The organism is Azospirillum sp. (assembly GCF_050789165.1).
In genome coordinates this window covers 51,176-68,367 of sequence record NZ_JBOZRT010000155.1, presented here as the reverse complement: position 1 = coordinate 68,367, position 17,192 = coordinate 51,176, and the positions used below count along the sequence as shown (strand labels likewise).

The window sequence follows — 17,192 nt, the reverse complement described above, 5'->3', positions numbered from 1 at the left end:
TCCACGGCTTGTGCCTGGTCAAGCTGCGGCATGGGGAGCCTCCTTGGCGGCGGTGGCGCGGGACTTCAGGGCGGCGATGCAGAGGGCAAGGGCTGGTGTCGCGCCGCGAGTTTCCCAGTCATTGCCGGTGGCAGAAGCGATTGCCCATCCGCGCTCCGCGCCGTCGTCTTTGACCAGTACAGAGATGCGAGCCGACGAGCCGACGAACCCGCCAACAGCGCGTCCGGCCCAGATGGTCGGTCTATACACGCGGTCTTCCGTGTCGGCCGGAACCAGCGTCAGCGCGGCGTCGATGCTGGCGGTGTAGGCTGGCACGTGGCACAGCATGACGTGCGCCTTGCCGGTGACAGCCATGTGGATTTCGCCGTCTAGCCCTCTATTGGGGGCCGTCGCCCCCTCCAGCTTGGCGATCAGTTCGGACACGTCAGCGGTCATGTGCGGCGCCCTCCTTGGCGGCGAGGTACTTCATGTCAGCGGGGGAGAGCAGGCCGACGCAGACCAGTTCCCCGCGCTCGTCTGGGCACAAGAACTCGCGCTCGCACGATGGGCAGACGGTGATGTAGCGGTGCACATCTTCCCGCCACCGGCTGCACCGCCATGGGCAGGTCCCGCCGCACCATGGACACACGAACTCTTCGTCAGGCTGTAGGTCTGGATAGGTTCTGCGCGGCCCCTTGGCGCGTGCGAACAGGTCGTCATCCATTCCGCCCGCCCTCCTCTGAGGTGGTGGAGCGCGCTCGGATCGCGGCGGCGATGTCCAGTGCAGCGTTGATGGCCGGCCGCACGCCGAGACTTTCCTCCAGCGGCTTGTCCTTGACCTTCTCCCAGGCCCCCACGGCGAATGCCTCTAGGATGCCAGCGCACTCCTCCCGCTCGTCGGCCTGTTGGCGCTGGAGTGCCTCCGTGATAGCGGCGACGCCCATTGCTCGACGGTCGTCATAGGCGACGCTCGTCTTGAAGACGATATCCACCACCTCAATCCAGAGCGTTCGCGCCCGCTCTTCCGGGCTCAGCGTCTCAGGCATCGGAGCCTCCAGAGGTCGCGCGCTCGTTGATTGGCGGTTGCGGCTGGCGGTCCACGACCCACACCGTGTCGTAGCGCGGCCAGAGGTTCGCCGCGTCGCGCAGCTGGTCGGCGCCGTCCTTGTCGTTGGCGTAGCCGATGGGCTCCACTACGTCAGTCTCTTCGATGTAGCCGCGCACCTCGTAGCGCTGCCCATTGTCGCCGATGCGATCAGCGGGAAGTGTCATGCTCCCCTCCCTCGGAGGCGTTGGTGAGGAGGCCGGCGGCGCGGGCATCTGCAGCCTTGATGCGCTCCCAGTTGCGCAGCCGTTCGGCGTCTTCCGCGGCTCGCGCTGCCGCATGGGCGTCGAGAGCGCGCCGCCACGCCTGCTTCGCCGTAAGCCCTTCGTCGAACAGCGGGCGCCAGTGGTCGGCGTAGACCGTGAACTCGCCCGGCTCGAAGCCGTATTCCCCTTGGATCACGTCCTCTTCGAGCGCCCGCAACCACGTCCGAAACTCAGGGGAGATTGGGGCCTCATCGTCATCGCCCTCATCGTCGTCTTCGCCAGCGGCCAGCGTGTCCGCCTCTGCCGGAGCCTCGGGGGAGGCTGGGGCGTTGATTGCCGTCAGCGCGTCAACGCTGTCATCCCGCACCGGCAGCCCGCACAAGTCGCACAACACCATTCCCTGGCTGTCGCCGTGGGTACTGGCATGCAGGCCGCTATCGCCGAAGCACGTGCACTGCGGCGCCTCTGACGGGGCGGGGAGCGCGGCGGCCTTGATGACCTCGCGTAGCCACGCCTCGACATCCGGAGCGTGGTTCAGGGCGTCAGGGTGTCCGTAGGGCAGGCGAGAGCGTCGGGCGAACTCGTCCGGTATGTCCGTCAGCCGCTGCACCTGCGCGCCCAGCTCGGCGGCGCGGCGGCGGGCTGTGGACTCACGGCCAAGGGCCGCTTCCCACTGCTTCTGGAACTCGGCCGGTGTGTGCTCAGCCTCATTCCCGCAGCCGCAGCCGAAGCATGCGGAAAGGCGCCAGTCGCGCAGTTCCGCCGACAGCGCGGCGATGGTCTGCGCCTGGGCGCGGTGGGAGGCGATCAGGGCGGGGATGTCCTGATGGGCTTCGGCGATGAAGTCCATGTCCTCTCGCCTGATCTGGCAATCTGGGTGGTTGTCCGAGCGCTGCACGACGGGGCAGAGCACGCCGCCGTCTTTGGTTCGGCCGTCAGCCTGCTCGGAGGACAGCCGGCGCCAGCTGCAGCTGGTCCACCAGTGCCAGCGGCCGGGTGTCGTCGCGGCATACCGCGCCTCGATCTCGTTGACGCGCTCCTCGCTCAGCATGGCCGGTGCCGTCTGGGCGTCGTGGGTGTCCATCGGTCAGTCCTCAGAAGGGGATTTCGGCGGCTTCGGCGCGTGTCGCCGCGTCGGGATCGCGCTTCCACGCTGTGTGCTTGGTCTCAGCCTCAGCAAGCGTGACGACGCCGGATTCCGCGCGCGAGGCCCGATCCTTGGAAACCACTTCGGAAATGGACTGCGAGGCATGGGCGTAGTAACGATGCCCGTCGCAGTCGTATAGGGTGGTGTCGTCGGCCCGATACTGAGCGACGTTCGCCATGATGAAACGGTCGCGATCCAGGCTGGCAGGCTCTCCTTCGAAGACCAGCACGGTTTCGCAGTCGGACATCTGGCCGCCCGTGTCGTAGCGACTGACGACCTTCTGCCCCATCTCGCGGTTCAGGCGGATGATGCCGTCCACGATGCGGGTCGGGACAACGACGGTGCGCTGTTCTATCATGGCGGCTACTCCGCGCTGAGGGTGGTGGGGGAGGCGGGGAAGTCTTCGGGGCAGAGGCTTTCGCCGGGTCGCAGCACCAACTCCGCCCCAGCCCTGGTCAGCCAGAAAAGCACGCCGATGCCGTAGCCCCACGTTCCAGCGCTACGCTGCAGCCGCTTCGCATACCCGGCTGCCACCATGGCGTCCCATTCAGAGAAGTCAGGCGTTTCGGGAGGCGCGATGAAGCGGTTCCGATACGACACCTTTTTGTGCCCATCGAGCCCGAGGGCGTGCCGGGCGAGTTCAACCTGACGCGGGGTCATCCCCTAGCCCTCCTGCTGCGCGGGCGGGGCGGGGAGAGGGCGCCAGCAGGTGGCGTCGAAATGCTTGCGGTAGCCGTCGCACATGAAGCACGCCCAGTCCTCATCGCGGATGTTGTCGTGCCCAAGCGTCCACCGCGCCAAGAACACATCGCCGTACTCACAGATCAGCACCTCCGTCCCGTCCTTCGGCGCCGCCTCCATGTCGAAGTTCCACCCACCCCCACCGCTCGCGTCGGCGGAGTGGAGGGAGAGGGCGGAGCGGGATGCGGTGACGGCCTCGCGCAGTTCGGCCGCTCGCGCGTCCATGTACTTTGCCTGCTCCGGATGGTTCGCCTCGCGGGCCAAGCGGGCTGTGCTCTCCAGCGTGGCGATCACCTCATTGACGCCGTTCCAGCAGTCAACTAGCGCCTTCTCCGCCACCTCCGGCGCCACAGCGGGAGCGGAGACAGCGCGACGGTTCCAGGCGGCGATGGCCGAGTGTCGGGTGTCATCCCAGTCTTTGCCCGGCACGTCGCATCCGCATCCGCCGCAGCGAACAACCGGGAATGCACGGTGGGCCGGGTCGTACGGCGTGGCTTTGGTGCAGGTCGGCGGAAGGGTGTGCCCCTCGCCACCGCAGAATGGACAGTCCAGAAGCTTAACCATGCTCTGCCTCCATGATTTTCTTCGCTGCCTGCAAGGCGTCTGGCCAGCAGCGTCCTTTGGCGATTTCTCGCGGCAAGCTTTCGGAAATCCCAAACTCGGCGGCTATGAGGGAGCACCTAACGCCGCGCAGCCTCTGAAGGGCGACAGCCGTTGCCAACTCGAAGTTGAGGACATTCCGCCGCGTATTCCTGGCTTGCTCCAATGGTGTCGCCCAGCGGCAGTTCTCTGGAGAATATCCGATGGAACTGTCGCGCCGATCCAGAGTCATGCCAGATGGGCGCTCACCCATATCGGCGAGGAAGTTCTCAAATGAGTACCAGCGGTCGCAGACGCTCACGCCTCTGTCGCGGTAGCGATCCGCATTGTCCCGACCGCTATAGCGGCAACGGGCAAGCATGGCCTGCCATGACTGGTAGGTTGGTGAGCCCTTCCTGCCATGTTGGTGGCGGGCATGCCCGTGCCGCAGGGCGTTGTCGGCTTGCCCTGCGCGCTTGGGCAGGAGTTCGGTTGCGTTGCTCTCGCTCATGGGGGACTCCTCAGGCGGAGGGGGTGGCGGGCAACTCGACGGGCTCCCATTCGCGCTCGGCCCATATCGCCAGCACATGGAAGATCCCTTCGTAATCGCCTTCGATGAAGCGCTCGGGCAGGTCGTTCTCATCGACAGCGCACTGTGACCAGCGCAGGTTTCCCTTGCTGCCGAACGGCCACAGCCAGTGGGGCATGCAGTCGTTCTCATGGTCGCCTTCCTGGCGCTCGTACCAGATCTGGATGGGGCCGTGCTTCGGCTCCCACTCTGCTGCCACGCGATGTGGCGCCTCGCCGCGCACGAAGGTGAATGTCATGAACGGCTCGGCTTCAATGCGGCCGACATCGAACTCCGGCTTGACTGGGCGCTTCTTTCCGGACACGCAAACGAGCGCTCCGTCAATGCCGGGGAAGGGCAGCACAGCCACCCGTTTGATAAGGCGGTCGCTCATCGGTCAGGCTCCTTTGGCGGTACGGTCGGCGGCCTCTTGCCGGCGGATGAACGCCTCAATGTCGAAGGTCTCGGGGCAGCGATCACGCTCGGACGGGTTGTCGTCCAGCCAGCGGGTGCGAAGCTGCTCCTTGGCGCGGAAGCCTTTGCGGGCGTCTTTCGTCATGGCCGGATCCTCAGTGCGAAGCGTTGCGCTCGGTCTGCCAGCGGCGGTAAGCCTCGGCGATCTGAGAAGCGCGGTTGTTGTCCTCAGTGATCATTTCGCGGAGGCGGAGCGCGGCGCGGCGGCGCTCGCTGGCGTCCATCGGGCGGCTGAGTTCCAGAGTGCGGGCCAAATCCTCTAGGAACTCGGCGTCAATCGGCGGCTGACCGGCTTCCGCGATATAGTCCTTGCGCTCCTTCAGTTCCTCGGCCAGCCGCTTCGTGCTGATCTCCCGAAGGACGTCCGACGGTTCAACCCATACGTCGATGTACGGCATGGTCGTTCCTCTCTGTGGTGGCGGCGCCTATCAGGCGGCCTGCGTGGGTACGTAGTCTTGTGGGTCAGGCGGCTTGGCCGGCGTTGGCGGAGAGAGCGGCCGGCGTGGTGCCGATCATCTCGGCCACGATGGCGAGCACCGCATCCTTGGACGCCTGGAACGTCTTCCGATCCATCGCCCGCATGTTCTGCGTGCGGGCCGTCCAGACGGTGACGACGGCGCCGTCCACCAGCACGAGGGCGTAATCGTCGATGGGCTTGATGAAGGCGGCCAGCCGCACGGCTTCGGCCTTGGACGAGGCGACCATCTGCCGGCTGTCCGCGTGGCCCGCCTTGATCAGCGCGAACTTGCGGAGGTGGTCCGGCGTGGGGAACTGCGCGGCCATGTGCTCCGTCAGGTTCTCCCACGCTTCGTTGATGCAGGCGAAGTAGTGGCGGTGGCTGGCGTCGGAGCGGTCCTGATGCTCGGAGAGGCGGTAAACCTCACCGACCACGAACGCTTCGTCACAGCGCTTGCCGAAGCCTGGCATTGGGATGAAGCAGTCGCCTTCCCAGCGATACGGAATGGGGGCCGACATCACGGGCGGTCCTTCTTGGCGAGGTAGCGTTTCCATGCCGGCGACGCGGCGCGGAACTCGGCCGCCAGTTTCAGAAGGTCGATGCCGTGCTTCCGTTCGAAGGCATCTTCCCCGATGGCGTGCTGCTCGCGGTGATGTCCCGCGCATCCCGATACGGTGAAGCCATCTCCGGGCTTCATCCCCATGCCGCCGTCGCCTGATTTGCGAACGTGCATGGCTTCGATAGGCAGGCCGTCGCAGCCGGGGACGCAGCAATGGTGCCGCCGCACAAAGTCCAGATGGCCGGGGCAGCGGTCGCGACGGTCGCGGCCGGTGTCTAGGGGCTTGCGCTGGCGGAGGGCGGGGAGCGCCATGGCCGGTCACTCCGCCGCCATGGCCGTGGCTTCCTCGCCCACGTACGTGCTGCGCTTGTTGGCAGCCCGGTCGATGAGGAACTTGAACGCCTGCTCGCTGTGTTCCTTCACCTTGGCGAGGTCGCTTCCGGCCGATGGGTTGTTGGAGCCGGGGCGGAAGCCGAACCTGCGCATGTCGGCGTTGAGCGCTTCGATGTCGGCGGCGGCGTCAATGGCGTGCTTGATGGCGGAGGCTATCGCCTGCGGATCGGTGCCGTTGCTTTTCGGCACGTCATGGCGCGGCGGCGTGGCCTTAGCGTCGCGGCGCGCGTGCGGCAGGTCGTCGGCCGGCTGCAAATCGGCGTCGTCCTTGTCGCCCGTGCTGATCTGGAACAGCGAGCGCATGAACTGCTTCAGGGCGTAGGACTGCGCCGAGCCGAACGCCTGGGCGCCGTTCGCCAGCACCATCACCGTGCGGCGCAGAGGGCCGTACACAGCGCCGCTTTTGTGCGCCAGCATGAAGCTGTACCGCGCCGTCAGCCACGCTTGAGTCTTGGTCTTGCCGTACTGATCGGTGCTTTCCTGCGTCGCCACCTCGACGCTTTCCTCGTCCTGAAGAATGACGAGCCCGGCTGCGGCACACAGCGGGTTTACGGCGGCAAGGAACTTGTCCGTGGATACGAAATCGTACCGCTGGTGCTGATTGTTGCCGTCCTTGCCGAGCGTCTTCACGCCAGCCATAACATCGTTGATCGCGGCGGCCAGTTCGACGGGCATTGCGTTGTTCATGGTTCAGCACCCCCAGATGGATTTGCGGATTTCGACGGACGCCTCGTCGGACCAGTAGAAGTCCTCCGGGTTCGGGTAGCATGCGGCTGTGATGCTGTCGGTGGAGGGCAGGGACAGCAGTGCCTCCATGGCGTGTTCGGCCATCTGAAGCTGACGGAGCCAAATGCCCGTGTTCTCCAGCGGGAGAACCTGCGTCTTGACCTCCTTCTTCAGCGGCACAACGGCGAGGAACAGGACGCGCGGGGCGCCTTCCATCCACTGGTAGAATGCTCCCTGCCGCGCCCACCCGCCGGGCATCTGCGACTTGCTGGTGCCCGTCACCTTTAGGTCGATGATGGTCCCGTCCATCAGCGTCAGATCGGTGAAGCCCAGCCACGGCAGCAGGCCAGCCGGCAACGTGCCTTCGACGCGCCTCTGGGCCTGCACTACCGGGCCGTATTCCTTGGTCAGCGCCGAGACGGCAGCAATGCCAGCAGCGACGACGCGCGGCAGGTTGGCGCGACACTCGGCCTTGTCCGCGTCGCTGAACTCAACGGTGAGCCCGTCGAACGTCTCCAGCGCCAGCGCAACGGCGTCGGCCTCGGACTGCATGTCGGCCGTGCCAGCCTTGATCCCGGTTTCTCCGGCGGTGCCCAGGTGCATCTTCACGGAGGCGGGGAACGAGTGCCGCAGGATCCGCGAGGCGAGCCACTTCGACCGGCGCTCGATGAAGTCGTTCACGTTGGACGGGGAGAGGTGGTCGAAGTAGCGGCTGAGCGCGCAGCCGGCGAGTTCCAAGGTGTCGGTCATCGGGTTCACTCCGCGGCTTGAAGGGTGGTGGCGATGCGCTCGGCGCCGGCCATGCGCATCCAGTCGCCAAGCTGGCGGGCGACGCGATGATGAGCCCGGCGGGCGTGCTGGTATTCGGAACGGGCGACGGGCAGGCTGATGTCTCCGTACGCCGTGCTGCATGTGCTGTCCTGCGGCGCATGCTTGAACCAGCGGATGACGCGGGCCATGGTGGCGGCTGTGTTGCGGTGCATTGCCAGCTTCTCGCGGCACTGAAAGATCATCACGGCCGGGTCGGGGCGCTGGTCGCGTATGGCGCGCTCCATTTTCCGGTACCGCCCGGTGGAGTGGGCGCGGTCGTCAGCCTGCTCCAGCGTGTCCAGGCAGGATCCGGAGCTGATCGGCATGCCGGTGGGAAGGGCGGTGATGGCGTTCATAGGAACCTCCTGTGGTTCGGCTCGCGGCAGCGGACCAGTGATCCGCTTTCGCCAGCCGGCCGGGGGATGGAGCCCGGCGCGGGTGGGTGTGGGGTCAGGCGACGCCTTCGCGGTGATCGATCATCCACCAGCGGAGCGAGCGGTCAGCGCTCCAGTCCCCACCTTGGCCTTCGCGGCGTTGGTGACGCGGGCCACCCGTGCTCCGCGCCATGCTGTCGAGGGCGTAGTCAGAGGCGGCGGAGACTTCTTCGACTGCCGGGTTCCACTTCCAGACCGCCTGCACCATGTCGTGGTATTCGGCTGGCGCTACGTCGGGCGGAATGGCGCTGTCGCGGTACAGCATCACTCCCCCTCCTTCTTCTCGGGGGACGCCACAGATCGACGCGCGTTGAGTGCTGCCAACATGTTGTCGCAGGCTTCGCGGGCAGTGGCCTGCCTCACCTCCAGCCCGCTGCGGATCCATTCCGCTACTTCCCTGGCCGTTTCGCGCCGGTCTTTGGCTGTGCGGTTTCCCGTGTGATCCATGATCGCGACGCAGACACCATCTCGGTATCCGGCGTAGACCATGCGCTGGCTCGGGTCCGTGACCTGTTGGGACTGTTGGGTGGTCATCACTGAGCCTCCCCGCGGGCGGCGGCAAGGACGGCGTCAACGCGGCTCTTGGTCTCTTGCCATTCGGCATCATCCGAAAAGTTCGGAGACCAGCAGGCAATCCACTCCATCACCTCGCGCAAGACGTCAATGACAGACGGCGGCGCTTCCGTCACCCCCAGCAGCGCGTCTATCTGCTCGGGGGTCTCATCAACGCGCACCTCGTTGCTGTCGCCGTATTGGGTGACGCAAACAACAGACCCTCGCCCTTTGACCGGGGGCATGTACCAAACGATGTGATCGACGTTGAAGCGAGTGGGCGGCATGTCATCGCAGTCGGTCAACTGAATGAACTTCGGTGTCGTGGACATGGGGTGCGTCCCTCAGTGTTTCGTCGTGTAGCGCCCCCTCGGTAGAAAGATCCCCGCAGCTGCCAGCGCTTGCGGCGCTGCGGGGATAAGTCAGGGAGGAAACGCACCGGGCGTCAGCATCCCGGCACCGCCGAAGGCCCCACCGTTTCCGGTAAGGGGCCTGGAGCGCGGGTACGCGGGTATAGGAGAGGGGGCTAGGCGGCTTCGGCGGCGGTCATGCGTGCCCACTCAGGGAGCGGCCTTGTGTTGGAGAGACGCATTGGCATCACGGCCCCGATGAACTCCGGGATGGCGATGCTCGTCACCGTGATCGGTCCGGCGCTTCCAGCGAAGTTGAGCGTCAGGCACGCGCCTTGCGGATGCAGGTCCGACAGAGCGCCGAACCTGCTAATCAGCGCGGTATTCACCGTCATGCCATCGACGGAGGCGGCGGTCGGTTGGAACGACGCGCGCCACGTCACGTACGGCTTGTCGATGATGCGGTAGTCATCAGCCCGCCAGACGTTGCCGGTTTCGATGATGGCGTGCGCCAGCACAGACGCACTTTCATCAGTCCAGTCAGGGTCTTCGGACGGGTCGGCTGCCGTCTGGACCCAGCAGCCGGCCGTGTGCAGGAACAGCTTGCCGGGCAGCATCCAGCCGGGAGGATCGACCTCCCATTCCCCGCCGCCCATGTCGAACGGTCTCGGAAGCTTTGGGCGGCGGCACGCGTCAATGACGTGCGGCGGGAGAACGGCGCGGATCGGGCGGGTGGCGTGCCCGGTCTCGTCATGAAAGGCGCAAATGGTGTGGCCGTCGGTCGCCACGAGCACAACGCCAGTCTCGACGGGCTCGATGTAGATGCCCTGAACCCTCGGGATTTCGAAGTCACCAGCGAACGCGGCGAGCACCGGAATGTACTTTGCCGCAACGGAGGCGGTGAACATCTCCGGCAGGTCCTTCATGAAATCGGGCTTGGCGCTCATGCTGCTCCCCTCGTGTAACCCCAATTCCCGGCTAGCCTCGGATGGATGGGGTGGTGTGTGGTGTGGATTAGAGGGTGCCGCTCACGAAGTGGCCGGTGCTGGCGTAGATCAGGCACTTCGTGCGGCCATCGCCGGGGGTCTTGTTCAGGCGGTCCATCATGCGACCACACTCGGCCTTGGTTCCGCTGTGCAGCAGCGTCATCACCGTGGTCTTGGGCTCGGCTTTGGCGGCGAAAAGCGAATACGTCAGCTTGCTCACTGCGTCCTCCATTGCGTATGTCACTCCCCCAATTCCCGGCTAGCCTCGGTACGGAGGCGGTGCCTCGGGTGGGTGGCGTCTAAGGGAGAGCATCGCATTTTTATGCGGTAACGTCAACGCATTTTTATGCGGTCCACACGCTTTTGTGAAAATGCCATACTCGCGCATGGGTGGCGCAGGCGAAGGCCTGTGCAGGCGGGAGGATGGAGGGACGTGTGAGAAAGCTATGGGCTGTACTGCCGGTCGCAGCCTTGGCGGGCTGTGTGGCGCCGTCAACCGGCGCCGTCCCCATCGGCCCAGACACCTACATGCTGGGCAAACCTGGTAGCATGGTGACGTTCGCGGGAACCGAGGTGAAGGCCGAGCTGTATCGCGAAGCCAATGAATTCTGTGCGCGGCAGGCAAAGCACATGCTGCCGCTCGGATCAGCCTCGCGTGACTCCGCCCCGTTTCAATACGCCACAGCCGAAATCACCTTCCGATGCCTGCGGGATGGTGACCCCGATCTGCGGCCGGGGAGAGCGCCAGACATGGTGATCGAGACGCGGGCGAGGTGACTTGGCGTCTCCCGCAGTTAAAGCGGCAACAGAGGGGGGGCGTCCATCCGGGCGCCCTTCGCGTATCTGCGACATGCTGCCGCAGCCATATCGTCATACCCGCAATCAGCTGGATCGTCCGGCATCCACAAGGCGGGCCAGCATACTAGAGTATGCAGCTGTTGCGTGTGCGAAATGATATTACCTCTTCCCATTCGGGAATTGTCTGATCTAGCATAGACTCATTCCCGCTGCGGCCACGTGGCGGGGATACCGGGGTAGGATCCGGTAGAGCCACGAGGAAGGTACGCCTCGCCAACGCAATCGCGCCCCCGTCAATTCGGGGCTCACGACGCAATCGTCCGCCACACCGCGGCCAGCGGTAGGACGATAGTGGTAGCGAGGAGAAACCGTGCCAAGTCCTTTGTTGAAATATGTCACAATTTTGTTTTGTGTGGTTAAGCAACAGTTGAAGAACCGTTGCCACAACGTTAACCAAGCGCGTTTTGCCTTGCGCTATGCAAAGGCCATGGTTTCCGCGTGCTTAACCTTCTCTCCCCGCGAAACCAACCAGCCCTTGAGAATACTGTGGCTATGTACACGCGCATTTGGCGCGGCTCCCCCTTGTTCGCGCCCATACAAATTAGGATGAAAGTCCTTGACCGTTAGTTTCCTAAATGTTCTTATTGGCGTGGCGATGGAGGTGGCGCATGGATCTGACCGAGCGTGAACTGGCGCTTCTTGCGCAGCTCAGGTCTTTGTCGCGGGAAGCGCTGGACCGCGTACTGAATGTGGCGGGTGACGTTATTGCTTGCTCTGGTCGTCAATCTCACGCAGAGCTTGGGCCTCAATCGCGGCCTTCCCCTTCTCTGGGGCGTTGCGAAAGCCCTCAAGGATAAGGCGCTCTCGCTCAGTCTCAGGGGCACTTTCTCCCAGCAGCGCTGATATCGGGCGTTTCGCGACCCTCGCGAGGTCTGCGTACGTCTCGATAGACAGGCTGCGGGAGCGGCCCTTGATGAAGTTTCTAATCGTTGCTTCCGACTTGATGCCGGCCTTGTTGCTCCAGTCCGTCATGCTGTTGACGATCTTGTCGCGCTTCAGTTCGGCGCAGACGCGGAGCAGGGCACGCCTAAAGCTGCCCATTCCATCGTCATCGTAAACGTCGTCAACGTCTTCTTCCATGCCATCATTATGGCGTGAGCGCAGAATTGTGCGACCGCATGCTTGTGCGGTGAATGTGCTTGACGCACCGCATAAATATGCGGTAGCGTGAGCGCCATGAAGCTGACCAAAGACACCACCGACGCTGTTCAACTGCGGATCCTCGCGTTCATGGAGCGCAATGGCCTGTCTATTGAGCAGATGGGCGAGCGCGCAGAAGTCGCTGAAGGGGCGATCCGCGACATTCGCAAGCCGACCTGGCGCCCGACGTTCACGACCGTCAAGAAGCTTGAGGCGGTTATTCCGTCCAGTTTCTCGACCCCATCAACATACGTCGCCCCATGGCTCCGCCGCGATGTTGCGCGGGTCCAAAGTCCACACGACTGCGCCGCCTGACTATTTAGGAGCGTCCAATGCCTCAGCATTCGCGCATCACTGACGGCCAAGTCCATGGTTGGGACGAGGCACATAGCCCCGCCCATCGTACCCTGCTTGTCAATAATGGTTCCGGCCTCGTCATGGCCAGCCCAGCAGAGGCGGTAGCCCACGGTGGGGACCGTTACTCCGATATTGCGGATGCTGCGATCTTCGGCCTGTTCCTGCTGTTCGCCGTCCTCGTCTGGGCCGTGAGGTACTGAGCCATGCGCCCCCAACTGACCCAGCTTGAAGAGACGATCCGCGACGTGATCCTGAGCGCCCCGCCTGTCGTGGTTGCGCTCGGCATCATGGGCCTGATCGGCCTTGGCCTGGGCGTGGTGCACACCGTGTACCGCGCTGTGACGGGGGCCTGACATGCGCTCACCCATCCTCACGGGCAGCCGGCCGGCACGACGGGACCAGCGCCGTACCGACCGGCTCGCCACCCTGCATTCGCGCGATCAGCGGCAGGGAGTTGAAGACGCGGCGTTCGATTGCCTCGGCGCACGCAAGCTCACGCTCCCTGATCCACTCCGGGATGCCCGGCATGGCTGCCACCTCACGGCACCACGCCGCGCGGGCAAGGCCGTTCGGCGGGCAGGGGCGGATGGCGTTCGTTTTCATACCGATAGCATGACGCGCGCGGCGCGAGTGCTGAACTAGATACACGTGGAGATAGGTGCAGTGGAAACGCAACGCGAACTCTCCGAGCGAGACCTGCAGGACCCAGCGTTACGGGTCAAGGGCGCTGTCCGCCGGCTCGTCAAGCTCCACGGCGGCATCGACGCCGCCGCCGCTGAGTGCGGCATGAGCCGTTCATCCATCGGGCTCTACGTCAACCCGAACGTGCCAGACCAAGCGCGTGTGGACGTGGTGTTCTGTCTCGAGCGCGCCATCAACGATCCCGTGGTGACGCGCGAACTGGCGGCCATGCACGGCTTCATGCTGGAGCCGATGGAGCCGGCGGAACTCCCCGCCGATGACTACGCCTCCGACCCGCTCCCCGACTGCATCGACTCCACGTACGACGTTGCCGAGCTTGGCCATCTGCTGAAGGCCGCCGCCGACCGCGGTCAGATCACCGCCGAAGAAGCCGACCGCTTCAAGGACAAGGCCCGCAAGGCGCTGGATCGGTTCGTCCGCCTCCACGACAAGCTGCACCGCATCGGCGCGCTGATCCGCAAGGCTCGCCGGCCGCTCTCGCTGCGCCGCCGCCAGCATGGGGGCGTGTGATGCGCCCGAGTTATCGCATGGGCATCGCCCTCTCTGGCATCGTGGCGGCAATCGGCGCTTCCCGTGTCAGCGAACCTGAAGGTGAAGGCAAGAGCGCGCCGCGCCGCCTCGCCGTGGTAGAGCCGCAACAGCCTCCGGAAGCAGCGTACGCCTGCGAGCCGCGGGCAGAGGCTAGGCGTCGTCGCCAGATCGCCGCTGGCCAGCTTCGCGCCGACAACGGGCTGCGGAGGGCGAAGTGATGACCTACAACCCCATTCAGGAGCCCGCGCCGACTGTCATCCTGGCGCAGCCTGCCGGTTCGATCACCGTCACCGGCAGCACTTCGGCGGGGGAGGACTGTCCCCCGGTCTCCCCCGCCGCTCTCTCCTGGGAACTCGCAATCCAATACGAAACCAACCCCATGGGGATGGAATGACCTCCTCCAAAAAGTACATGGTCGCAAGCGCCGAGTTGAACGCCAAGATCATCCGCCTGCACGAGGCCGGCGTTGAGCGCGAGATCATCGCCAGCGTGCTTCGCATCTCGGAGCATGCCGTCATTACCCGCCTGACCAACATTCGGATGGAGCGCGAGCGCCCGTCTCCTCCGGTCACGCCGTCCGTGTCCTGGTACGCCAGCATGGGCGAGATGGTGAACCATGGAACGGATGAAGAGCCGGATTGGCGCTGCAACGTCCGCCTGCTGGATGACGTGGTGACGCGGGTTGTGCGCCGTCGTCCGCTCCCTCTCCTTCCCACCGCTGGCGTCTACGGTTGCGCATCCCGCATGTGCTCTGACCTCGGCTCCAGCCGCACGAGCGCATGGTGAGGACATGAGCCCGATGGACTTCATCAACGCTCACATCCGCCACGCCGAGGAAGAGCGCCGGCTGGCCGAGCAAGCGCCGGAGTTCGCCCCGGCGCACCGCGCCATGGCTGCGTACCACGACGCCGCTGCGCGCATCCTGCGGTCCACCATGCCGTCGGAGGTGCGCCCATGAGCGAGCCTACCACCATCGACCGAAAGGCGCTCGGCCGCCGCTCCCGCAGCAAGGGCGCTGTACGTGAGCGCCAGCTTGTCGCCATGCACAAGGACATCGGCATCCATGCTGAGCGCGTCCCGCTGTCCGGCGCCGCCCGCTACCAGGGGAACGGCGCTGACGTGGACATCTACGCCTTCGGCAAGGACAACGGCCCGCTGGTCGGAGAGGTGAAGGCCCGCGCGACCGGCGGCGGCTTCAAGCAGATCGAAGCGTGGCTGAACGAGAACGACTGCCTCTTCCTCATGCGCGATCAAGAGAAGCCCGGTCAGCTGGCCCCGGCCCCGCTGGTGGTGCTGCCGTTCGCCACGTGGAAGCGCCTCATCGAGAGGACCGCGAAATGACCGTAACCACTAAGGAAATCAGCCCGAAGCGCCGCTTCATCATGGCGAAGACGACACTCACCCGCCACGCCCGCCCGGAGTATTGGGGGGCTATCGAGTGCTCCACCGCCGCGCAGCTCTGCCATAGCCTGATGTACTCGGCGGACAAGGACCGCACCGCGCCGGCCGATCTGAAGGCACTGGCGGCCGAGACGATGCCGCTCCTGAAGGCCGCCGCCCGCGAGGCGTTCACTGCCATGCCGGAGCACATCGCCCATGCGCTCATCAACGCCTCGGCCGACGTGTGCATCTACGCCAAGAACGAGGCCATCGACGGCGACATCACTCCACTCTCCTACCTCTACGCCATTTACCTCTGGCTCGACGCCATCTTGGAGCGCGGGCCGGAGCGCGGCGGTCTGGTGATGGGAGATGGCTGCGCGTTCGACATCGCGTGGCAGCGCATCAGAGACGAGATGCTGAAGTACGAAGAAGAGCTTCCGAACATGGAGCGCTCGTGCCGCAAGCGCGCCCGTCGCTTCCAAGAGGCTTTCGAGCGCTTTGGCCTCTTCGTTGACCAGACTGCGCAGCAGGTGGCGGCATGACCGACACCGTGCGTCACGTCCAGTTCCGCCAGCCTCGCCGCGTGTCCGCTCCCACGGTGTTCCAGCGCATGCAGGGCATCGTTGCCGACCTTGAGGCCATGGGCGGTTCTCCTTCGCCTTCTGACCTCCGCTCCGTAGCCGACCGGCTGAACGAGCTTGCCTCCACCATCGAGCGCGGAGACGCCTGACCATGGATTGGTGCCGCCTGCATCACGGTGTTTCGACCGACCCGAAATGGCGCCTGATCGCCAAGCGCGCCGGGGTGCGTGTCGGCGACGTGCTGTCCGTCTGGACGTACATGCTCGACTATGCCTCGCAGGCGACGCCCCGCGGTACTCTGGCCGGCTGGGAAGACGACGTGTGCGCCATCGCTCTCGACTATGAGCCGGAAGAGATCGCCGCCGTCCGTGAGGCGATGCAGGGACGGACCCTGGATGGCGACATTCTGACCGGCTGGGAGAAGCGCCAGCCGAAGCTGTTCGGGCACTGGAGGAAAGATCCTGCGCGCCTTCCTCCTGAGGAATGGCTACAGGTCCGGCGCGCTATCCTGATCCGCGATGACTATACGTGCCAGTATTGCGGCGCCAGAAGCGACAAAATGGAATGCGACCACGTAGTTCCAGTGTCGCGTGGCGGGTCAAACGATCCAGAAAACCTCGTCGCGGCTTGCTATGACTGCAATCGAAGCAAGGGTAGCAAACTGGTTTCTGAATGGCTTGCAGAAGTGGAGGCGTGAGTATGGAATGGTTTCGCTCATACCATGGCGCGCCTATGGACCCGAAATGGTTGACGGTTGCACGCAAGGCGAACACCACGCCGGCTGCGGTGGCTGCGGTCTGGTGGGCCATTCTGGATTTCGCCAGTCAGAACGAAGATCGCGGGAGCTTTTCAGGCTTTGACTGCGAGACTGCGGACGGGTTCTTTGGGCTGACGGACGGAACGTCTGCCGCCATCATAGCAGCCCTTCGTGACCGCCAATGCATCATCGAAGACAGGGTGTCGAAGTGGGAAAAGCGCCAGCCCAAGCGTGAGGATTCCGGAGCGACCGAAAGGAAGCGCGCGCAAAGAGAGCGTGACAGAGAGAAGGTTGACGCATCGTCACGCGATGTCACGCACGGTCACGCGGCGTCACGCGATGTCACGACAGATAAGAACAGAGAAGATACAGAACAGAACCCCCCTAAATCCCCCCGTGCCGGGGGGACGGACAGGGGCGAGGTTGATCGTCAGTTCGATGCGTTTTGGGACGTGTACCCGAAGCGCGGACACGCAGCCAATCCACGCAAGCCGGCTGCTGAGAAGTTCGCCCGGCTGGTCAAGGGGGGCGTTGACCCGGCCGACATCATCGCCGGGGCGAAAGCCTACGCCAGCAGCATGCGGCAGACCGGCAAGGACGGGACCGAATACGTCATGCAGGCGACGCGCTGGCTGAACCAGGAGGTTTGGCGCGACTACGCCAACGTCCACCACATCGCCCAGGCCGAGCCGTGGCGCACCGACCCGAAGGCGTGGAAGGACAACGACCGCCCGCCTCCGTGGCCTGACGCCCCCACCGGGACCGAGTGCGGCCGGTGGCGGAAGTGTGGTGGCAGCTGGGCGTTTATGCGCTGAGG

37 protein-coding genes are annotated in these 17,192 nt (G+C 64.9%); 13 read left to right on the top strand and 24 right to left on the bottom strand.

Features of this window, described 5'->3' with window-relative positions; translation table 11 throughout:
- Nucleotides 1-18: 18 nt before the first annotated feature.
- The 22 genes from ACRWK7_RS32295 to ACRWK7_RS32190 all read right to left on the bottom strand — a co-directional run bounded on the left by ACRWK7_RS32295 (nucleotide 19) and on the right by ACRWK7_RS32190 (nucleotide 10,286).
- A complete protein-coding gene (locus ACRWK7_RS32295; protein WP_431861491.1) occupies nucleotides 19-435 on the bottom strand; it encodes a hypothetical protein in 417 nt (138 codons plus the stop codon).
- The gene (locus ACRWK7_RS32290; RefSeq protein ID WP_431861489.1) at nucleotides 425-703 is read right to left on the bottom strand and encodes a hypothetical protein; all 279 of its coding nucleotides are present in this window, start codon (nucleotides 701-703) and stop codon (nucleotides 425-427) included. The genes ACRWK7_RS32295 and ACRWK7_RS32290 overlap by 11 nt, the downstream gene beginning before the upstream one ends.
- Nucleotides 696-1,025 (bottom strand): hypothetical protein, encoded by a 330-nt coding sequence (locus ACRWK7_RS32285; protein WP_431861487.1) that lies wholly within the window; start codon nucleotides 1,023-1,025, stop codon nucleotides 696-698. The genes ACRWK7_RS32290 and ACRWK7_RS32285 overlap by 8 nt, the downstream gene beginning before the upstream one ends.
- The gene (locus tag ACRWK7_RS32280) at nucleotides 1,018-1,251 is read right to left on the bottom strand and encodes a hypothetical protein (protein ID WP_431861485.1); all 234 of its coding nucleotides are present in this window, start codon (nucleotides 1,249-1,251) and stop codon (nucleotides 1,018-1,020) included. Before ACRWK7_RS32280 ends, ACRWK7_RS32285 begins: the two co-directional genes overlap by 8 nt.
- Nucleotides 1,235-2,374 carry a hypothetical protein gene (locus ACRWK7_RS32275; protein WP_431861483.1) on the bottom strand — a complete coding sequence of 380 codons (1,140 nt, stop codon included), beginning with the start codon at nucleotides 2,372-2,374 and terminating at the stop codon, nucleotides 1,235-1,237. Before ACRWK7_RS32275 ends, ACRWK7_RS32280 begins: the two co-directional genes overlap by 17 nt.
- Nucleotides 2,375-2,384: 10 nt before the next feature.
- The gene (locus ACRWK7_RS32270) at nucleotides 2,385-2,795 is read right to left on the bottom strand and encodes a hypothetical protein (protein ID WP_431861481.1); all 411 of its coding nucleotides are present in this window, start codon (nucleotides 2,793-2,795) and stop codon (nucleotides 2,385-2,387) included.
- Nucleotides 2,796-2,800: 5 nt separating this feature from the next.
- Nucleotides 2,801-3,097 (bottom strand): hypothetical protein, encoded by a 297-nt coding sequence (locus ACRWK7_RS32265; RefSeq protein ID WP_431861479.1) that lies wholly within the window; start codon nucleotides 3,095-3,097, stop codon nucleotides 2,801-2,803.
- A 3-nt stretch (nucleotides 3,098-3,100) separates the two neighbouring features.
- Nucleotides 3,101-3,742, bottom strand: a complete 642-nt coding sequence (locus ACRWK7_RS32260) for a Lar family restriction alleviation protein (RefSeq protein WP_431861477.1) — start codon at nucleotides 3,740-3,742, stop codon at nucleotides 3,101-3,103.
- Complete coding sequence (locus ACRWK7_RS32255) at nucleotides 3,735-4,268, bottom strand: hypothetical protein (RefSeq protein WP_431861476.1); 534 nt, start codon at nucleotides 4,266-4,268, stop codon at nucleotides 3,735-3,737. Before ACRWK7_RS32255 ends, ACRWK7_RS32260 begins: the two co-directional genes overlap by 8 nt.
- Nucleotides 4,269-4,278: 10 nt before the next feature.
- The gene (locus tag ACRWK7_RS32250; protein ID WP_431861474.1) at nucleotides 4,279-4,719 is read right to left on the bottom strand and encodes a hypothetical protein; all 441 of its coding nucleotides are present in this window, start codon (nucleotides 4,717-4,719) and stop codon (nucleotides 4,279-4,281) included.
- A 3-nt stretch (nucleotides 4,720-4,722) separates the two neighbouring features.
- Nucleotides 4,723-4,884 carry a hypothetical protein gene (locus tag ACRWK7_RS32245; protein ID WP_431861473.1) on the bottom strand — a complete coding sequence of 54 codons (162 nt, stop codon included), beginning with the start codon at nucleotides 4,882-4,884 and terminating at the stop codon, nucleotides 4,723-4,725.
- Between the two features lie 10 nt (nucleotides 4,885-4,894).
- On the bottom strand, nucleotides 4,895-5,197 hold the full coding sequence (locus ACRWK7_RS32240; protein ID WP_431861471.1) for a hypothetical protein: 303 nt from the start codon (nucleotides 5,195-5,197) through the stop codon (nucleotides 4,895-4,897).
- A 64-nt stretch (nucleotides 5,198-5,261) separates the two neighbouring features.
- The gene (locus tag ACRWK7_RS32235) at nucleotides 5,262-5,690 is read right to left on the bottom strand and encodes a hypothetical protein (protein ID WP_431861469.1); all 429 of its coding nucleotides are present in this window, start codon (nucleotides 5,688-5,690) and stop codon (nucleotides 5,262-5,264) included.
- Nucleotides 5,691-5,773: 83 nt separating this feature from the next.
- Nucleotides 5,774-6,127: a hypothetical protein gene (locus tag ACRWK7_RS32230; RefSeq protein ID WP_431861467.1), complete on the bottom strand. Its 354-nt coding sequence runs from the start codon at nucleotides 6,125-6,127 to the stop codon at nucleotides 5,774-5,776.
- Between the two features lie 6 nt (nucleotides 6,128-6,133).
- The gene (locus tag ACRWK7_RS32225; RefSeq protein WP_431861466.1) at nucleotides 6,134-6,895 is read right to left on the bottom strand and encodes an ERF family protein; all 762 of its coding nucleotides are present in this window, start codon (nucleotides 6,893-6,895) and stop codon (nucleotides 6,134-6,136) included.
- Nucleotides 6,896-6,898: 3 nt separating this feature from the next.
- Nucleotides 6,899-7,684, bottom strand: coding sequence for a hypothetical protein (locus tag ACRWK7_RS32220; RefSeq protein ID WP_431861464.1), 786 nt, complete (start codon nucleotides 7,682-7,684; stop codon nucleotides 6,899-6,901).
- A 5-nt stretch (nucleotides 7,685-7,689) separates the two neighbouring features.
- Entirely contained in the window at nucleotides 7,690-8,100 is a 411-nt protein-coding gene (locus tag ACRWK7_RS32215) for a hypothetical protein (protein WP_431861463.1), read from the bottom strand.
- Nucleotides 8,101-8,194: 94 nt separating this feature from the next.
- Nucleotides 8,195-8,443 (bottom strand): hypothetical protein, encoded by a 249-nt coding sequence (locus tag ACRWK7_RS32210; protein WP_431861461.1) that lies wholly within the window; start codon nucleotides 8,441-8,443, stop codon nucleotides 8,195-8,197.
- Nucleotides 8,443-8,712: a hypothetical protein gene (locus ACRWK7_RS32205; RefSeq protein ID WP_431861459.1), complete on the bottom strand. Its 270-nt coding sequence runs from the start codon at nucleotides 8,710-8,712 to the stop codon at nucleotides 8,443-8,445. Before ACRWK7_RS32205 ends, ACRWK7_RS32210 begins: the two co-directional genes overlap by 1 nt.
- Nucleotides 8,712-9,062 (bottom strand): hypothetical protein, encoded by a 351-nt coding sequence (locus tag ACRWK7_RS32200; protein ID WP_431861458.1) that lies wholly within the window; start codon nucleotides 9,060-9,062, stop codon nucleotides 8,712-8,714. Before ACRWK7_RS32200 ends, ACRWK7_RS32205 begins: the two co-directional genes overlap by 1 nt.
- Nucleotides 9,063-9,256: 194 nt before the next feature.
- Nucleotides 9,257-10,027, bottom strand: a complete 771-nt coding sequence (locus ACRWK7_RS32195; protein ID WP_431861456.1) for a hypothetical protein — start codon at nucleotides 10,025-10,027, stop codon at nucleotides 9,257-9,259.
- A 67-nt stretch (nucleotides 10,028-10,094) separates the two neighbouring features.
- Nucleotides 10,095-10,286 carry a hypothetical protein gene (locus tag ACRWK7_RS32190; RefSeq protein WP_431861454.1) on the bottom strand — a complete coding sequence of 64 codons (192 nt, stop codon included), beginning with the start codon at nucleotides 10,284-10,286 and terminating at the stop codon, nucleotides 10,095-10,097.
- 329 nt (nucleotides 10,287-10,615) lie between these two features.
- Here ACRWK7_RS32190 and ACRWK7_RS32185 point away from each other — a divergent pair, with 329 nt between their 5' ends.
- Entirely contained in the window at nucleotides 10,616-10,843 is a 228-nt protein-coding gene (locus tag ACRWK7_RS32185; protein WP_431861452.1) for a hypothetical protein, read from the top strand.
- Between the two features lie 783 nt (nucleotides 10,844-11,626).
- Here ACRWK7_RS32185 and ACRWK7_RS32180 read toward each other — a convergent pair.
- Nucleotides 11,627-12,004 (bottom strand): hypothetical protein, encoded by a 378-nt coding sequence (locus ACRWK7_RS32180; protein WP_431861450.1) that lies wholly within the window; start codon nucleotides 12,002-12,004, stop codon nucleotides 11,627-11,629.
- 96 nt (nucleotides 12,005-12,100) lie between these two features.
- Here ACRWK7_RS32180 and ACRWK7_RS32175 point away from each other — a divergent pair, with 96 nt between their 5' ends.
- The 3 genes from ACRWK7_RS32175 to ACRWK7_RS32165 are packed head-to-tail and all read left to right on the top strand — an operon-like array spanning nucleotide 12,101 to nucleotide 12,774.
- A complete protein-coding gene (locus ACRWK7_RS32175) occupies nucleotides 12,101-12,379 on the top strand; it encodes a helix-turn-helix domain-containing protein (protein WP_431861448.1) in 279 nt (92 codons plus the stop codon).
- Between the two features lie 17 nt (nucleotides 12,380-12,396).
- Nucleotides 12,397-12,621 (top strand): hypothetical protein, encoded by a 225-nt coding sequence (locus tag ACRWK7_RS32170; RefSeq protein ID WP_431861446.1) that lies wholly within the window; start codon nucleotides 12,397-12,399, stop codon nucleotides 12,619-12,621.
- 3 nt (nucleotides 12,622-12,624) lie between these two features.
- Nucleotides 12,625-12,774 (top strand): hypothetical protein, encoded by a 150-nt coding sequence (locus tag ACRWK7_RS32165; RefSeq protein ID WP_431861444.1) that lies wholly within the window; start codon nucleotides 12,625-12,627, stop codon nucleotides 12,772-12,774.
- A gap of 7 nt (nucleotides 12,775-12,781) precedes the next feature.
- Here ACRWK7_RS32165 and ACRWK7_RS32160 read toward each other — a convergent pair whose 3' ends face one another.
- Nucleotides 12,782-13,024 (bottom strand): hypothetical protein, encoded by a 243-nt coding sequence (locus tag ACRWK7_RS32160; protein ID WP_431861442.1) that lies wholly within the window; start codon nucleotides 13,022-13,024, stop codon nucleotides 12,782-12,784.
- A 60-nt stretch (nucleotides 13,025-13,084) separates the two neighbouring features.
- Between ACRWK7_RS32160 and ACRWK7_RS32155 the strand changes: the two genes are divergently transcribed.
- The 9 genes from ACRWK7_RS32155 (at nucleotide 13,085) to ACRWK7_RS32115 (ending at nucleotide 17,190) form a co-directional block, all read left to right on the top strand.
- Nucleotides 13,085-13,633: a phage regulatory CII family protein gene (locus ACRWK7_RS32155; RefSeq protein ID WP_431861440.1), complete on the top strand. Its 549-nt coding sequence runs from the start codon at nucleotides 13,085-13,087 to the stop codon at nucleotides 13,631-13,633.
- A 238-nt stretch (nucleotides 13,634-13,871) separates the two neighbouring features.
- A complete protein-coding gene (locus ACRWK7_RS32150) occupies nucleotides 13,872-14,048 on the top strand; it encodes a hypothetical protein (protein WP_431861438.1) in 177 nt (58 codons plus the stop codon).
- The gene (locus ACRWK7_RS32145; RefSeq protein WP_431861436.1) at nucleotides 14,045-14,440 is read left to right on the top strand and encodes a hypothetical protein; all 396 of its coding nucleotides are present in this window, start codon (nucleotides 14,045-14,047) and stop codon (nucleotides 14,438-14,440) included. Before ACRWK7_RS32150 ends, ACRWK7_RS32145 begins: the two co-directional genes overlap by 4 nt.
- A gap of 4 nt (nucleotides 14,441-14,444) precedes the next feature.
- Nucleotides 14,445-14,612, top strand: a complete 168-nt coding sequence (locus ACRWK7_RS32140; protein WP_431861434.1) for a hypothetical protein — start codon at nucleotides 14,445-14,447, stop codon at nucleotides 14,610-14,612.
- Entirely contained in the window at nucleotides 14,609-14,995 is a 387-nt protein-coding gene (locus tag ACRWK7_RS32135; protein WP_431861432.1) for a hypothetical protein, read from the top strand. Before ACRWK7_RS32140 ends, ACRWK7_RS32135 begins: the two co-directional genes overlap by 4 nt.
- Nucleotides 14,992-15,579 (top strand): hypothetical protein, encoded by a 588-nt coding sequence (locus ACRWK7_RS32130; RefSeq protein WP_431861431.1) that lies wholly within the window; start codon nucleotides 14,992-14,994, stop codon nucleotides 15,577-15,579. The genes ACRWK7_RS32135 and ACRWK7_RS32130 overlap by 4 nt, the downstream gene beginning before the upstream one ends.
- Nucleotides 15,576-15,767 carry a hypothetical protein gene (locus ACRWK7_RS32125; protein ID WP_431861429.1) on the top strand — a complete coding sequence of 64 codons (192 nt, stop codon included), beginning with the start codon at nucleotides 15,576-15,578 and terminating at the stop codon, nucleotides 15,765-15,767. The genes ACRWK7_RS32130 and ACRWK7_RS32125 overlap by 4 nt, the downstream gene beginning before the upstream one ends.
- Nucleotides 15,768-15,769: 2 nt before the next feature.
- Nucleotides 15,770-16,315, top strand: a complete 546-nt coding sequence (locus ACRWK7_RS32120) for an HNH endonuclease (RefSeq protein WP_431861427.1) — start codon at nucleotides 15,770-15,772, stop codon at nucleotides 16,313-16,315.
- Between the two features lie 2 nt (nucleotides 16,316-16,317).
- The gene (locus tag ACRWK7_RS32115) at nucleotides 16,318-17,190 is read left to right on the top strand and encodes a hypothetical protein (RefSeq protein ID WP_431861425.1); all 873 of its coding nucleotides are present in this window, start codon (nucleotides 16,318-16,320) and stop codon (nucleotides 17,188-17,190) included.
- Nucleotides 17,191-17,192: the final 2 nt, after the last annotated feature.

Coding starts and splice junctions, on each gene's coding strand:
- ACRWK7_RS32295 (WP_431861491.1), bottom strand. CDS start 435: ATGACCGCTGACGTGTCCGAACTGATCGCCAAGCTGGAGGGGGCGACG.
- ACRWK7_RS32290 (WP_431861489.1), bottom strand. CDS start 703: ATGGATGACGACCTGTTCGCACGCGCCAAGGGGCCGCGCAGAACCTAT.
- ACRWK7_RS32285 (WP_431861487.1), bottom strand. CDS start 1,025: ATGCCTGAGACGCTGAGCCCGGAAGAGCGGGCGCGAACGCTCTGGATT.
- ACRWK7_RS32280 (WP_431861485.1), bottom strand. CDS start 1,251: ATGACACTTCCCGCTGATCGCATCGGCGACAATGGGCAGCGCTACGAG.
- ACRWK7_RS32275 (WP_431861483.1), bottom strand. CDS start 2,374: ATGGACACCCACGACGCCCAGACGGCACCGGCCATGCTGAGCGAGGAG.
- ACRWK7_RS32270 (WP_431861481.1), bottom strand. CDS start 2,795: ATGATAGAACAGCGCACCGTCGTTGTCCCGACCCGCATCGTGGACGGC.
- ACRWK7_RS32265 (WP_431861479.1), bottom strand. CDS start 3,097: ATGACCCCGCGTCAGGTTGAACTCGCCCGGCACGCCCTCGGGCTCGAT.
- ACRWK7_RS32260 (WP_431861477.1), bottom strand. CDS start 3,742: ATGGTTAAGCTTCTGGACTGTCCATTCTGCGGTGGCGAGGGGCACACC.
- ACRWK7_RS32255 (WP_431861476.1), bottom strand. CDS start 4,268: ATGAGCGAGAGCAACGCAACCGAACTCCTGCCCAAGCGCGCAGGGCAA.
- ACRWK7_RS32250 (WP_431861474.1), bottom strand. CDS start 4,719: ATGAGCGACCGCCTTATCAAACGGGTGGCTGTGCTGCCCTTCCCCGGC.
- ACRWK7_RS32245 (WP_431861473.1), bottom strand. CDS start 4,884: ATGACGAAAGACGCCCGCAAAGGCTTCCGCGCCAAGGAGCAGCTTCGC.
- ACRWK7_RS32240 (WP_431861471.1), bottom strand. CDS start 5,197: ATGCCGTACATCGACGTATGGGTTGAACCGTCGGACGTCCTTCGGGAG.
- ACRWK7_RS32230 (WP_431861467.1), bottom strand. CDS start 6,127: ATGGCGCTCCCCGCCCTCCGCCAGCGCAAGCCCCTAGACACCGGCCGC.
- ACRWK7_RS32225 (WP_431861466.1), bottom strand. CDS start 6,895: ATGAACAACGCAATGCCCGTCGAACTGGCCGCCGCGATCAACGATGTT.
- ACRWK7_RS32220 (WP_431861464.1), bottom strand. CDS start 7,684: ATGACCGACACCTTGGAACTCGCCGGCTGCGCGCTCAGCCGCTACTTC.
- ACRWK7_RS32215 (WP_431861463.1), bottom strand. CDS start 8,100: ATGAACGCCATCACCGCCCTTCCCACCGGCATGCCGATCAGCTCCGGA.
- ACRWK7_RS32210 (WP_431861461.1), bottom strand. CDS start 8,443: ATGCTGTACCGCGACAGCGCCATTCCGCCCGACGTAGCGCCAGCCGAA.
- ACRWK7_RS32205 (WP_431861459.1), bottom strand. CDS start 8,712: ATGACCACCCAACAGTCCCAACAGGTCACGGACCCGAGCCAGCGCATG.
- ACRWK7_RS32200 (WP_431861458.1), bottom strand. CDS start 9,062: ATGTCCACGACACCGAAGTTCATTCAGTTGACCGACTGCGATGACATG.
- ACRWK7_RS32195 (WP_431861456.1), bottom strand. CDS start 10,027: ATGAGCGCCAAGCCCGATTTCATGAAGGACCTGCCGGAGATGTTCACC.
- ACRWK7_RS32185 (WP_431861452.1), top strand. CDS start 10,616: ATGGTGACGTTCGCGGGAACCGAGGTGAAGGCCGAGCTGTATCGCGAA.
- ACRWK7_RS32180 (WP_431861450.1), bottom strand. CDS start 12,004: ATGGAAGAAGACGTTGACGACGTTTACGATGACGATGGAATGGGCAGC.
- ACRWK7_RS32175 (WP_431861448.1), top strand. CDS start 12,101: ATGAAGCTGACCAAAGACACCACCGACGCTGTTCAACTGCGGATCCTC.
- ACRWK7_RS32170 (WP_431861446.1), top strand. CDS start 12,397: ATGCCTCAGCATTCGCGCATCACTGACGGCCAAGTCCATGGTTGGGAC.
- ACRWK7_RS32165 (WP_431861444.1), top strand. CDS start 12,625: ATGCGCCCCCAACTGACCCAGCTTGAAGAGACGATCCGCGACGTGATC.
- ACRWK7_RS32160 (WP_431861442.1), bottom strand. CDS start 13,024: ATGAAAACGAACGCCATCCGCCCCTGCCCGCCGAACGGCCTTGCCCGC.
- ACRWK7_RS32150 (WP_431861438.1), top strand. CDS start 13,872: ATGACCTACAACCCCATTCAGGAGCCCGCGCCGACTGTCATCCTGGCG.
- ACRWK7_RS32145 (WP_431861436.1), top strand. CDS start 14,045: ATGACCTCCTCCAAAAAGTACATGGTCGCAAGCGCCGAGTTGAACGCC.
- ACRWK7_RS32140 (WP_431861434.1), top strand. CDS start 14,445: ATGAGCCCGATGGACTTCATCAACGCTCACATCCGCCACGCCGAGGAA.
- ACRWK7_RS32135 (WP_431861432.1), top strand. CDS start 14,609: ATGAGCGAGCCTACCACCATCGACCGAAAGGCGCTCGGCCGCCGCTCC.
- ACRWK7_RS32130 (WP_431861431.1), top strand. CDS start 14,992: ATGACCGTAACCACTAAGGAAATCAGCCCGAAGCGCCGCTTCATCATG.
- ACRWK7_RS32125 (WP_431861429.1), top strand. CDS start 15,576: ATGACCGACACCGTGCGTCACGTCCAGTTCCGCCAGCCTCGCCGCGTG.
- ACRWK7_RS32120 (WP_431861427.1), top strand. CDS start 15,770: ATGGATTGGTGCCGCCTGCATCACGGTGTTTCGACCGACCCGAAATGG.
- ACRWK7_RS32115 (WP_431861425.1), top strand. CDS start 16,318: ATGGAATGGTTTCGCTCATACCATGGCGCGCCTATGGACCCGAAATGG.